The sequence below is a fragment of the Agrobacterium sp. Azo12 genome (genome assembly GCF_029193765.2).
In the GTDB taxonomy this organism is placed as follows: domain Bacteria; phylum Pseudomonadota; class Alphaproteobacteria; order Rhizobiales; family Rhizobiaceae; genus Agrobacterium.
The window spans coordinates 844,099-857,310 of record NZ_JARFYO020000003.1; the positions used below are offsets into that span (position 1 = coordinate 844,099).

Annotated in this window: 11 protein-coding genes; 9 read left to right on the forward strand and 2 right to left on the reverse strand. The window is 54.6% G+C overall.

Annotated features, from left to right (window positions below; genetic code table 11):
* Positions 1 to 442 precede the first annotated feature (442 nt).
* A complete protein-coding gene (locus PYL13_RS25835) occupies positions 443 to 1,594 on the reverse strand; it encodes a hypothetical protein (protein ID WP_275642796.1) in 1,152 nt (383 codons plus the stop codon).
* 394 nt (positions 1,595 to 1,988) lie between these two features.
* Positions 1,989 to 2,129, reverse strand: coding sequence for a DUF1127 domain-containing protein (locus PYL13_RS25840; protein ID WP_275642797.1), 141 nt, complete (start codon positions 2,127 to 2,129; stop codon positions 1,989 to 1,991).
* Positions 2,130 to 2,424: 295 nt separating this feature from the next.
* Between PYL13_RS25840 and PYL13_RS25845 the strand changes: the two genes are divergently transcribed.
* The 9 genes from PYL13_RS25845 (at position 2,425) to PYL13_RS25885 (ending at position 13,206) form a co-directional block, all read left to right on the forward strand.
* Positions 2,425 to 3,615, forward strand: coding sequence for an ABC transporter substrate-binding protein (locus PYL13_RS25845; RefSeq protein ID WP_275642798.1), 1,191 nt, complete (start codon positions 2,425 to 2,427; stop codon positions 3,613 to 3,615).
* 21 nt (positions 3,616 to 3,636) lie between these two features.
* Positions 3,637 to 4,509: a branched-chain amino acid ABC transporter permease gene (locus tag PYL13_RS25850; protein WP_275642799.1), complete on the forward strand. Its 873-nt coding sequence runs from the start codon at positions 3,637 to 3,639 to the stop codon at positions 4,507 to 4,509.
* A 42-nt stretch (positions 4,510 to 4,551) separates the two neighbouring features.
* Positions 4,552 to 5,538 (forward strand): branched-chain amino acid ABC transporter permease, encoded by a 987-nt coding sequence (locus tag PYL13_RS25855; RefSeq protein ID WP_275642800.1) that lies wholly within the window; start codon positions 4,552 to 4,554, stop codon positions 5,536 to 5,538.
* Complete coding sequence (locus PYL13_RS25860; protein ID WP_275642801.1) at positions 5,535 to 6,308, forward strand: ABC transporter ATP-binding protein; 774 nt, start codon at positions 5,535 to 5,537, stop codon at positions 6,306 to 6,308. Before PYL13_RS25855 ends, PYL13_RS25860 begins: the two co-directional genes overlap by 4 nt.
* The gene (locus PYL13_RS25865; RefSeq protein WP_275642802.1) at positions 6,298 to 7,041 is read left to right on the forward strand and encodes a branched-chain amino acid ABC transporter ATP-binding protein; all 744 of its coding nucleotides are present in this window, start codon (positions 6,298 to 6,300) and stop codon (positions 7,039 to 7,041) included. The genes PYL13_RS25860 and PYL13_RS25865 overlap by 11 nt, the downstream gene beginning before the upstream one ends.
* Before the next feature lie 38 nt (positions 7,042 to 7,079).
* The gene (locus PYL13_RS25870) at positions 7,080 to 8,288 is read left to right on the forward strand and encodes an aspartate transaminase (protein WP_275642803.1); all 1,209 of its coding nucleotides are present in this window, start codon (positions 7,080 to 7,082) and stop codon (positions 8,286 to 8,288) included.
* Positions 8,289 to 8,368: 80 nt separating this feature from the next.
* The gene (gene nac, locus PYL13_RS25875; RefSeq protein WP_275642804.1) at positions 8,369 to 9,307 is read left to right on the forward strand and encodes a nitrogen assimilation transcriptional regulator NAC; all 939 of its coding nucleotides are present in this window, start codon (positions 8,369 to 8,371) and stop codon (positions 9,305 to 9,307) included.
* 148 nt (positions 9,308 to 9,455) lie between these two features.
* A complete protein-coding gene (locus PYL13_RS25880) occupies positions 9,456 to 11,519 on the forward strand; it encodes a hydantoinase/oxoprolinase family protein (protein WP_275642805.1) in 2,064 nt (687 codons plus the stop codon).
* Between the two features lie 10 nt (positions 11,520 to 11,529).
* Positions 11,530 to 13,206 carry a hydantoinase B/oxoprolinase family protein gene (locus tag PYL13_RS25885; RefSeq protein WP_275642806.1) on the forward strand — a complete coding sequence of 559 codons (1,677 nt, stop codon included), beginning with the start codon at positions 11,530 to 11,532 and terminating at the stop codon, positions 13,204 to 13,206.
* The last annotated feature ends 6 nt before the right edge of the window (positions 13,207 to 13,212 follow it).

A 13,212-nucleotide genomic window follows, 5' to 3' on the forward strand; every position in this document is an offset into this window, starting at 1 on the left:
CGGCACCAAACCGAAAGATATCGCAGAACTGCGAAAATTCGTAAGAAGGTGACATTTATGCTTTCACGGGGAACCTTGAGTAGCAACGATTACTTTCGAATGGGCCGCAGCAAAACGCCAACGGGCTGCAAGGTGGTCAGTATCGCCTCCGAAGGTTTTCTGCCATCCACTTAGCTGTTCTCGCTCTACAGGAACCAGCCGTTTGACGCGAGCGTTGAATATTTCCGAAGTTCCCAGCAGCTTACCGCAACGCACGGACCAAAATAATGACGGCCAGTGGTTCAGGTCCCTTCAAGAGCTATCTTTCCCACTGCCACCACACGATGGATAGGTCGCTAAATGCACGTGCGTCGTGGCGATCACCCGACCACGTGTTTCCATGGAGGGTAACTTCAAATGCGACCAACTCCCCTGCCGAGCAGGAAAGCTGGTCGCAGCAGTTCTATGATTTTTTATCGTCGGAACGACTATATTGGGCGTATGCGTCCAGCATCAGTTGCGTATATTCACTTGTGCTAGAAGTTAGTTCACCCAGCCCTGGCCAAGCGAACGGTATCTCTGAAACCATGCATTCGAGTGCTACCTCAATGCCTAACTGTGCCGCAACTCTCACGGCCTGGGCCGGCTCTTTGTCGCAAGGCCACAAGTCTTCCTCAAGTGAGATCCACACGTCATTGTCGTCATCAACAGTGATTTCGGCATGAAGCGCCCCCAGCTTTTCACTTACGTTGGTCGCATCATCAAGCAAGGCGCTTCGAATGAGCAAAGTGATCCTCTCCGCAGTCAGCTCAAGTTTGGGTCTGTCATCGACAACCCGGAAATCAGGTTTGTCATTGTGATTGGCTCCGTCGGTTTTCACTGGCGGCAGAGATTTTCCCTCATCCTCACACCAGAACGCCGTGTTGAAGATGTCGAGTGGGGATGCGCCGCAACCTGGGCAATGCCAAAGGTTCTGAGCGATCTGAGAACCAGTGATTTTTCCATCGCAATGTAGGCAGTACCAGACAGCAGACGCATCGCCCCAGAGGGGGTGACGAACAACGCCGTCATGGTCGGGTTTCGTGGAGCGTCGGGGCCAATCCGTAGAGATTCCGCCACGAACCCGATCAGCGCGATCTCGCGCCAAGCTGAGTGCTTTGTGGAGGAACACCGGGTCAAACACAGGGCATTGTCCATCGTCTTCGGCAACTGTCTGGACGATTGGCCGCGCGCTGGGGTTTTCTCGCACCTTGATGCTCCACCCGTCTCCGACCATGAGGATGTCGTGCAAAGCCACGAGAAGGCGATACGGGTGATCGCCAATCATGCCATGCTCAGCGTTATCCAAATAAGCCGACCGGCGAGCCATCGCGTCGGGGTGCCCGGCTTGAAAATCTGCTTTCGGGAATGCATCTGCCACGAAGGCTTCGACGCCAGCCATCTGTTCAAAACTGGGTATCCAATTCCCCTTGTGAGCTGAGACGAGTTTGGTCCACGCGGCGAAACCCAGTTTCTCCGCAACCAAGTTGAGCGCTTGGTTTTGCGTGATCCGTTTAGCGCGCGCGTATTGCTTAGCAAGATGCTTAAGGCTGTTAAATTTTGTTGTCTCGGTCATATCCATATCCTGAAATGATCCGACCATGTGCCCGCTAATGGTCAGGTCCTGCCAGTTGGCATGGAGTGACACTTCAGAAATAAAACGCTGACATAGCTTTGCGTGGCGGGCACACCGGCCCGCGTATAGGGCCGCGATATGTATGCCAAGCATAACTATTTGAGTCAAGCCGATACGAATATGGCATCGCCCGTTGACGAGCTCCTCCAGATTATTGACTACCACTCTAGATAAATTCACCAACAACGTCGCCACAAAAAGTTGAAACTCTGGTCATTACGTTTCCACACATGGGTGCCATAAAAATTGCGATTTACGACAAGGGGGCGATCGTTCGCCCCGTGAAGAATGGCGTCAACTGAGACAAAATTCACCATTTTGGCCATTTCGAAGTTCAAAAACGACCTTCTACGACCGCGAGAATGTTCGAACGCGATACACCAAGATCTTCCAATGTGCGATCGTCGAGCGACGACTGTTCGCGGAATGCGCGGCGATTTTGAACCATTTTCTTAAGCTTTTCACGAAATTTCATGATCGTTCTCCAATAACTTTGTTGCCTGTAAAATAAGCAAGTTGAGGGGAACTAGTAGGCATCTGCTTGCACCGGTGGCATGCAAATGTTGGCGAGCTTACTTCCACCTTGGATGCCGAAAAATATCGCCATAACGAAACGCTATAGCGGCAGAATAGACTTGTGTTGGCAAAACCCGGGGAGATGAACCTACTCTGCTTGAAAGATCAGCGTAAGATTGGTCAAGACAAACCGCAAAAGCGGCAAACCGCCCGGCCTGGGCCGGAACAGATAAATCCGAAAACGGAGTGGGAACATGACACACAACATAACTCGCAGATTACTTTTAGTTTCCGCAGCGGTTGTTTCCGCGGTTGGCCCGGCACAATTCATGTCTTCGGCGGCCCAAGCAGCTGACACGATTAAACTCGGCATTGTTGCTCCGATGAGCGGCCCAAATGCCCGTTATGGCGGTTTCTCGTTGAACGGTGCTCAGCTTGCCGTGAAAGATATTAACGATGCTGGAGGCATCGACGGTGCCAAGATTGAACTTTTCAGCGCAGACAGCCAGGGAACACCCGTTGAAGGTGTTTCTGCGACCCGTCGCCTGATCGACCAGGATGGCGTAGATTTTATCATTGGCGACGTATCCAGCTCTGTAACACTGGCGATGCAGCCGGTTGCTGAGGATGCCGAAGTGCTCTTGTTGAACGCAGCGTCATCCAACCCGAAGATCACGTATCAGGCGGGCGTTGGCGGTTTCAAATGGACTTTCCGCAATTACCCGACCGATGAAAATCGTGCACTGATCGTCGCAAAATATGCCGCACAGCAACGCGGTTTCACCAAATTCGCAGTGCTCTCGGTCGATAGCGATTATGGCCGTTCTGCCATCACATTCACAAAGAAATATCTGCCTGATTTCAAAGGCGAAATTCTGAGCGAAGATTATTACAAAGAGGGCGAAGTCGACTTCCGGAGTGTTCTCGCGAAGATCCGTGATAATGGCGCAGAAGCAATAATCCTTTATGGTTTGGCAGATACCACGCCGATCATTGCTCGTCAGATGCTGGAGCTTGGCTTGGCCGGTAAGGTGACACTGATCGGCAATGGTGAATTCAATACCGAAAAAACCATCAAATCCGCTCCTAAGGCAATGGAAGGCGCTGTGGAGGCGGCAGCATGGCTTCCGCAATTTGACTCTCCGGCCAGCAAGGCATTCGTCGAAGAGTTTACCAAGACCTATAACGAAGCCCCGAACAACCACGCCTATGTTCACTGGGATACGGTCAATCTGCTTGCCAAGGCAATCAAGGAAGCTGGCTCAGCCGACAAAGTCAAAGTCCGCGATGTTCTCTCCAAGATCAAATACCAAAGTCCGGTTGGCGAAGTGACTTTCGATGATCATAATCAGGCGCGCTTGCCAATGATTTTGCTCCAAATCGAAAATGGTGTCCCGAGCATCAAAGGCGCCTATACAGCAGAAATCCAGTACCCTGCAAATTGATACTGAAGAAAGGGTACAGCCATGCTCTCGACTATCATTGAGCAGGTCGTAAACGGTATCGTCACTGGTTCCGTCTACGCGATCGTTGCCGTCGGCATGACCATGATCTTTGGCGTGCTGCGTGCCATTAACTTCGCTCACGGCGAATATTACATGCTCGGCACATTCGGGGCCTGGTTTGCAATTGATTATCTTGGCCTTTCTTATGAAGCCTCGATCGTTGTCGGCGTACTCTCGACAATTGTCGTCGCTTACGTCGTCGGCCAATTGGTCATGCGCCGCATGGTGGGAGCACCTCCGGAGTCGGGGGTGCTTGCCACTCTCGGCATCGCGCTGGTGTTGCAAAACGCTGTCATCTTCATCTTTGGCGGCGGCTACAAGTTCTTCGCCGGAGGTTACATCGAAGCGGTCTCCATCCTCGGTTTCAGCCTTGCGCAGCAGCGTATCATCGTCCTCGTCGTCTGCATCTTGGTGTTCATCGGACTTGAACTGATGGTGACATACAGCCGCTTGGGGATGGCGATGCGGGCTGTATCTCAAAACGTGGAGTGCTGTGGGGTCGTTGGAATTGATGTGCCGCAAGTCGTGCTGCGCACCTTCGTTCTCGGTGCCGCTCTCGCCGCGCTGTCTGGCGTGCTGACTGCCCCGGTCAATGTCAGCGTTTATGGTGGCATGGGCGAATTGATCACCTTCAAGACGCTCCCGATCATCATCATGGGCGGTCTTGGAAACGTTCGCGGTACCCTGTTTGCCGCTATGATCCTTGGCATCGCCGAAAGCCTCGTCGCGACTTATATCGGCCTGCAATTCAGAGACACCGTCGGCTTTGCAACACTGATCTTGATGCTGATGTGGCGTCCGCATGGCCTCTTCTCGACGCAGGCGCGCTTCTGATAGCCGCGCCCGCCGAATGTACTCGAACTTTGAGGACTAGACATGTCACTCACAGAAACAGCAGGTAAGTTGCGTCGACGCGATCTGCGGATCCCACTGGCCATTATCCTGACCATCCTGGCGCTGGTATTCCCGTTCATTGGGACACGCTACGTCACCCATGCGCTGATCATCGCGCTGATTTTCATGTTGCCGGCACACGGGCTCAACCTGCTGGTGGGCTATACCGGTTTGCTTTCCCTTGCGCAGGCAGCCTTCTTCGGTATCGGTGCCTATACAGCTGGCTTGCTGGCTGTCCACTACGAAACACCGTTTTACGTCAACCTGATTGCTGCAGGCCTGGTATCTGGTGCCTTGGCACTGCCGCTCGGTATTCCGGCACTGCGGTTGCGTTCGACATCCTTTGTGATGTGTACGCTTGGTTTCGTCATCATTGGCCAGGCGATTTCGAAGAACTGGATTTCCTTGACACGCGGCGATATGGGCCTGTCGGGCATCCCCAAGCCTTATTTCGAACTCGGGCCCTTGTCGTTCACCGTCAGCGGTACAACCAACTTCTACTATCTGGCACTTGCCATCGGTGTGCTGGCAACACTCGCCGTCTGGGCGCTGGTACGTTCCCCGGCCGGTCGCAACATGGTAGCGATCCGTGAGAATGAAACCCTGGCGGAGTCCCTGGGTGTACCGACATGGCGTTACAAGCTGATCGTCTTCATGATCAGCGCGGTTTTTGCCGGTGTCGGCGGTTGCCTCTACGCCTATTATCTCACTGTTGTCAGCCCGCTGACCTTCCAGATGTATTATTCGACAACCATGCTGATCATCGTGCTTGGTGGTGGTGCCGGCATGATCTCCGGCACGGTTTTCGGTAGCCTGCTGTTTGTCGGATTGACCGAAGCGCTGCGGATCGCCCCTGAACTGCGCATGATTGCCTATGGGCTCTGCCTGCTGGTTCTGGTGTTCTGGTTCAAGAATGGCTGTGCGCCGTTGATCAACCGTTTCTGGAATGCGATCGGGGGTGCAAAGTGACAAGCCATCTGCCCATTCTCGAAATCCGTAATCTCAGCAAATCCTATGGTGCTGTCCGCGCGGTCAATGATGTCTCCATGCATATCAATCGAGGAGAAATCGCCGGGCTGATCGGTCCAAATGGTTCTGGAAAATCGACCTTTTTCGATTGCAGCACCGGTCTTGCTAAGCCGGATTCCGGAACCGTTATACTTGACCGTCAGGACATCACCGGCTGGTCGTTGAACAGGATTGCCCGCGAAGGCCGCATGCTACGGTCGTTTCAAAAGACGGTAACGTTCAAGTCTCTTGATGTGGAAGAAAACCTGATCATTGCCGGTCAGATGTTTTCCTTTCCGACCCTTGCCTCGACATTCGGGTTAGGCAAACTGTCCAGGAGCCGCATCAATGGCCTTCGTGAGCGGGCACGGGAGCTGATCAAAATGGCAGGACTTTGGGATGTCCGCCACCAGCAGGCAGGCAACCTTTCTGGCGGGCAGCAAAAGCTTATCCAGTTCGCCTCCATGCTGATGCCGGAGCCAAAACTCATTCTGCTGGATGAGCCGATGGCCGGTATCAATCCGAAGATCATCGAGCGTGTTGTGGAAACAATTCTCTACGCAAACAAATCACTGGGCGTCAGTTTCCTTGTCATCGAACACAATATCGATGTCGTGACAAGCATTTGTCAGCGCGTCATCGTGCTTGACCAGGGTGCCAAGCTTGTTGAAGGCACGCCACACGACATCATTCAGGACCAGCGTGTCAGGGAGGCCTATCTTGGTGGCTAATTCCAATCTTCTGATCCGTGATCTGCGGGCGGGCTATGGTAATCTCGACATTCTCAACGGCGTCGATCTCGATATACCGGCAGGGCAGTTCGTGGCGCTCATGGGCCCCAACGGTGCCGGTAAATCAACTCTTCTCAAAACGCTCTATGGCATGACTACAATTAAGGGTGGAGGCATCAATTGGCGCGGCAAGGATATTGCCGGAGCAAAGTCGCGGACCATTCTGGGGGAGGGCGTTTCCTTCGTGCCGCAAGGACGCTGCAATTTTCCGGTCATGACGGTCGATGAGAACCTGCAGATGGCGGCTTACACGATCCGTGATGCCAAGGTGAAGGCAGATCGTGATTATGTCTACGATCTTTTCCCGATCCTTAAGACACGCCGTTCAACCCTTGCCGGCAACATGTCCGGCGGTGAGCAGCAACTGCTCGAAGTGGCGATGGCCGTGTTGCAACGTCCGAAGGTACTTCTGGTCGACGAGCCATCGGTCGGTTTGTCTCCGGCAGCAATCGGGATCGTTTTTGATGAGCTTTTGCGCCTGCATGCGGCCGGAATGACAATTCTGCTTGTCGAGCAGAACACCAAGAAGGCCATGGAAGTTGCTGAGCGTGCAGTCATCCTGCGCCTTGGCAAGGTCATCTGGGACGGCAAGCCGGCAGACATCACGCATGATGAACTGGGCGAACTGTTTCTGACCGGCAAGATGCGCGGCGAGCTCGAAGGCGCGCACTAAACCTCTGAGCTATTACGATCCAGAATGAGGAATTCACAATGAGCACTTTTGTGCCTGCATCACGCGTGTCCAGAATAAAGGTTTCTCCAAGTACGGCTGCTGCCGCCCGGGCACGGGAACTGAAGGCCGCCGGGCGCGATATCGCTGATTTGACGGTTGGTGAACCCGATTTCGACACGCCGACATCCGTCAAGGCCGCGGCGCATGCCGCCATTGATCGAGGTGAAACGAAATATACCGCGGTGAACGGCACGCCCGCCCTGCGCAAGGCAATCATCGGAGACTTCGAGAAACGCCTCGGCATGACCTATGCCGAAAACGAGATCTGCGTTGGCGGCGGTGCCAAACAGATTCTGTTCCTTGCCCTGATGGCAAGCGTCGAGAACGGCGCGGAAGTTATCATTCCCGCTCCCTATTGGGTGTCCTATCCCGATATGGTGATTGCCAATGACGGAACGCCGGTGATCGTCCCTTGCAATGAAGACACCGGCTTCAAACTGACGGCAGAGTCACTTGAGGCGGCCATTACACCGAAAACCCTGTGGGTGATCCTCAATGCACCATCCAACCCGACCGGTGCATCCTATTCTGAAGACGAACTGAAGGCGCTTGGCGAGGTTTTGCTGCGCCACCCGCATGTCATGGTACTGTCAGACGATATCTATGATCAGGTGTGGTTCAGAGATGAGCCAATGAAGACACTGGTCGCAGTTGTTCCGGCCTTGAAGGATCGTGTTCTTCTGACAAACGGCGTCTCAAAGTCCTATGCGATGACGGGCTGGCGTATCGGTTACGGAGCTGGACCGGCACCGCTGATTGCGGCGATCAACAAGCTCCAGTCGCAAATGTCTTCCTGCCCGTCGTCCATCAGTCAGGCTGCTGCGGCTGACGCCCTTTCCGGGGACCAGACTTTTGTCAGTGAAAGTGTGGCAATCTACAAGCAGCGACGTGACTTTGCGTGCAAACGCCTGAACGCCATTCCAGGCCTATCCTGCATTGTTCCGGATGGTGCATTTTATCTCTATCCGAGTTGTGCCGGTGTGATTGGCAAAAAGACGCCGGAAGGTAAGATAATCGAAAATGATCTCGATTTTGTGCTGTATCTGCTTGATGGTGTGGGCGTGGCGGCTCTTCAGGGCGCGGCATATGGATTGTCGCCTTATTTCCGTATTTCGTTTGCCACGTCGATGGAGGTGATCGAGGACGCCTGCGATCGTATCGAACGTGCCGTGAATGCCTTGATTTAAAAAGTGGGAATCCTCTTGCAGAAGGGCTTGCACAGGCCCTTTTGCGCGCCCTAGGGTCTCCCTTAAAAAAGTGGGGACCGATGAGCGTCGATTTCAAAAAACTGAAGAGCTTCGTGAAGGTGGTCGACACCGGTAGCGTATCGCGTGCGGCCAGCATTCTTCGGGTTGCCCAACCAGCGCTTTCGCAGCAGATTGCATCGCTCGAACAGCATTTCAAGCACCAGCTTCTCTTGCGAAGCAATGTTGGCATCACGCCAACCGAAGCAGGCCTGATCCTGTATCGCCATGCACAAATCATGCTCAAACAAATCGAGCAGGCGCAAACCGACATAGACCGTTCGGCACGCTCCATTTCAGGCCGCGTGTCCATCGGGCTTGCGACCTATTCTTCGTCCAGTGCCCTGTCTCTGCCGCTCATCAAGGAAATGCGAGCGCGGTTTCCGGCCATCACGGTACATATCAATGATAGTTTCGGTCATATCCTGAGCGAACTGATCATGACCGGTAAAATGGACATGGCGCTGATTTACACGTCAGATCCCATCAAGGGCGTGACGCTGGAGCCATTGTTCCGTGAGGAAATGTTCCTTGTTTCCGCGCCTGACATGGTGCTTCCAAACGGGCCGGGCGAACCGCTGCCGCTCAGCGCGCTGGATGGCTTACCGATGCTGCTACCGAGCAAGGCGCATTTTCTGCGACGCCTTATCGATGATGGTCTGGCCAGAGCCCGTTCCAAGCCGGATGTCATTTCCGAACTCGAATCCGTGCCGGCGCTTGAAGCGGCTGTGATGGATGGTCTGGGCTCCACGATCCTGCCTTCATCCGTCGTTTCAAAAACGGCCAGCTTCAAGGGCGCGCAATTGCATCCGCTGACAACCCCTGTCATCGATGCGACCGTTTCGCTCTGTGTATCGGACCATATGCCGTTATCCGAACCGGCACTTGCGGCTAGGTCTGTCCTTCTCGAAATCGTCACCAAACTGAAAAGCGAACACTTCCCGGGTATTCGCGCCGTTTGAATTTGTCATAAGCAAACCCTATGGCGCCAGACAGAGGTTGTGTTGGCAAAGTCTGACCCAACTCACCTAACCTCACTCTCAGTGAATAGACCTGCCAGATAGGTCTGGAAATCGGCAGCAAATGCCGCATGATCGCTCAGAGGGAAACATGGCAAAACTGGCTTTCGACACCGGCGGTACCTTTACCGATTTCGCGCTCCTGGACGACAAGGGCGACCTCCATCTCCACAAGGTTCTCAGCACTCCAAAGAACCCGGCCGAGGCCGTTGTTCAAGGTGTGTCGGAACTTCTGGAAAAATTTGCTGACACGATTTCGATCGAAAATCTGCAGGTTCTTGGTGCAACAACCGTCGTGACCAATGCCGTTCTGGAACGCAAGGGGGTGGAAACAGGCTTTGTCACCACTGACGGTTTCCAGGACATGCTGCGCATTCGCAATGAAGGTCGCTACGACCTTTACGACTTGAACATCAAATATCCCGATCCGCTAGTATCGCGTGCCAACAGTCACGGCGCAAAGGAGCGCATTGCTGCTGACGGTTCAGTGATTACCGAGCTCAAGGAAGAAACGGTTCGCGAAATAGCCGGTCGCCTAAAAGAAAAGGGCATTCGCTCTGTCGCGGTATGCCTTCTGCATGCCTACAAATACCCACAGCACGAACAACGCGTCGCCGCTTTGCTGCGTGAAGAATATCCTGATGTGTTCGTTTCGCTGTCGTCGGAAGTTTGCCCGGAGATGCGCGAATTCGACCGGGCGTCGACAACCGTTGTGAACGCCTATACACGACCACAGATGGCGGGTCACGTAGCGCATTTGCAGCGCGAATTTGCAGCCAAGGGCATTGATCGCCAAGTGTTGTGGATGACGTCGTCAGGAGGTCTGGTGCCGAGCCGTCGTGCTGCTGATCTGCCGGTGCGATTGATTGAATCGGGTCCTGCCGCCGGCGCCGTTGCCGCAGCAGAATTTGGCCGGACCGCCGGTGAAGACAGCGTTTTGTCATTCGATATGGGCGGCACGACTGCCAAGCTCTGCCTTATTCCCAATGGCGAACCGAATGTCGGTACGGATCTGGAGGTTGCCCACTACCAGCGCTTCCGCAAGGGCTCGGGTTTCCCGCTGAAAATCCAGTCGATCCAGATGATCGAAATCGGTGCAGGCGGTGGTTCGATTGCTGCGAAAAACCCGCTCGGTCTGCTGGATGTCGGCCCGCATTCTGCTGGCGCCATGCCCGGACCGGCAGCATACCAGCGTGGCGGCACCCAGCCGACTGTCACGGATGCCGACATTCTGCTTGGTTACATGGGAACCGAATCCTTTGTTGGCGGCTCGTTCAAGGTGTCCAAAGACGCAGCGCGTGATGCGATGGGCAAATTGGCCCAGTCACTTGATGTGTCCATCGAGCGTTGCGCCTGGGGTATCCATGATCTCGTCAATGAATCGATGAGCAAGGCAGCCGCCATGCATGCGACCGATCTGGGTGTCGATCCCCGTTCGCTGCCTATGGTGGCGTTTGGTGGTGCCGGACCCGTGCATGCCTATGGCATCGCTCGCAAGCTGGGCATCAGCCGCATCATTTGCCCGACCGGCGCTGGTGTCAGTTCTGCGATTGGCCTGTTGATTGCGCCGGTCGCTGTCGATCTTTCGGCAAGCCATCCAATGGCACTGGATGGCTGGGATAGCGAGGCAATGAACCGCCTGCTGGATGATCTTGCGGCGCAGGGCGCCGAAGTCGTCTCCGCTGCCGGTGTTCCCAAGGATACCATCAGCAACCGTTATACTGTCGATATGCGCCATGTCGGTCAAGGCCATGAAATCACGGTTGTTCTGCCGGATCGCACGTTGCCGAGGGAACAATTCCTGCAGGAATTGCGTGATGCCTTCTTCAAGCTCTATCGCGAACTTTTTGGACGCACTGTTGCTGCACCCCTTGAGGTCATTACTTGGCGCCTGCGTGCCAGCGGCGAGAAAGACCAGGTTACACGTCCGCACGAAACGCTTGTTGCCAACGCTCGCAAAGGCAGCCGTCAGGTCTATTTCCAGGAGGCTGGCAGCTATGTCGAGACTTCGGTTTACGACCATTACAAGCTGCCTGTTGGCAAGCCGGTCCAAGGCCCGGCCATTGTCGAGCAGCGGGAGTCTACTGCCGTGGTCGGTCCGAGCGGCGTCTTCCATGTCGACGCGCATGGCAATCTTGTAATCAATATTCTCTGAGGGCGATCCGATGTCGAAACCCGCTACTGATTTTAACGATCCGATCAATCTGCAGGTCATGTGGAACCGCCTGATCTTTATCGCCGATCAGGCAGACAATGTGCTTGGCAAGACAGCCTTTTCGCCGATCGTTCGTGAGAACCACGACTATGTGACCGTGCTTCTCGACGCCAAGGGACAGGCCCTTGCCCAGTGCACCTGGTCGATCCCGGTGTTCATCACCTCGCTGCCGGCGGCTGCGCAAAAATACTTCCTGCCGAAGTTTCCGGCTGCAAATCTCCTTGAAGGTGATGTTCTGGCGACCAATGATCCGGAGATAGGCACGGGACACCTACCCGACGTGACGATGATCACGCCGATCTTCAAGAATGGCAAAGTCGTTGCCTATGCCGGGTCGATTGCCCACTTGCCAGATATTGGCGGTGCGCCACTGCACTCTGAAGCCAGCGACATATTCGCGGAAGGCATTCGTTTCCCGATTGTGAAGCTGTTGAAAGCTGGTGTTCCCAACGAAGATGTGTTCGATATCATCGAAGCCTCTGTCCGCCTTCCGACCGAAGTGCGTGGTGATCTGGAATCGATGATTGCCGCCAACAACGTCATGGGTCGCGAACTGGTAAAGTTCCTGGATGAATATGGTCTTGATGACGTTGAAGGTCTGGCGCAGGCTATTCATTCACGCTCGGAAGCACAGACCCGCAAGGCCATCCGGGAATGGCCGAACGGCGCCTACAGCGCCGAGGTTTTGCTTGATGGTTATGACGTCGATGTCACGCTGAAGGCCTCGGTTATCGTTCAGGACGAGTCCATCCATGTCGATTATACGGGCACATCGGATCAGGTGCTGCATTCGATCAATTGCCGCACGAATTATCGCTATGCACATTCCGTCTATGCGCTGAAATGTCTGCTTGATCCGGAAACGCCGAACAATGAAGGCTGCATCGTTCCGATCACCGATGAGGCTCCGCTTGGCTCCATTCTTAACCCGCAACAATGGACGGCGGGCAACTCCCGTAACCTGATAGGTCACGTCATTCCGTCGCTGATTTTCAAGGCACTTGAAGGCGTCGTTCCGGACAAGGTGATGGGCGATAGCGGTGGCGCACCAATCTGGGCTGCAAACTGCGTCGGCCAGCGCAATGACGGTTCACAATATGGTTCCGTGCAGAACTTCCATGGCGGGCAGGGCGCACGTGCAGAATTTGACGGGCTGGATACGCTGAGCTTCCCGTCAAACTGCAAGGTTACCGCAATCGAGATGTTCGAGGTAGCAGTGCCGGCTCTCACCGAATGCAAGGAGTTGATTGCCGATTCTGGTGGTGCTGGCAAATATCGCGGTGGCCTCGGCCAGCGCGTTATCCTGCGCAACATCGGCAAAAATCCGATGAGCATCTATCTTGCCTCCGAACGTGTCCGTCATCCCTGCTTCGGCGTTGTCGAAGGGCAAAGCGGGTCGGCTGGAAAGGTGCTCAAGGAAGACAAGCCCCATTTTCCCAAAGGCAAGGTTGTCCTGAAAACTGGCGAAAAACTGGAAGTGGAGACACCCGGCGGCGGCGGATGGGGCCGTGCAGCAGACCGTGCGCGTGACCTTATTGCACAGGACCTGTTGGAAAACCTCGTTACACCCAAGGCGGCCAAGGATATCTATGGATATTCCGGCTCATCAGCAGTCGCGGCGGAATAGGGGACA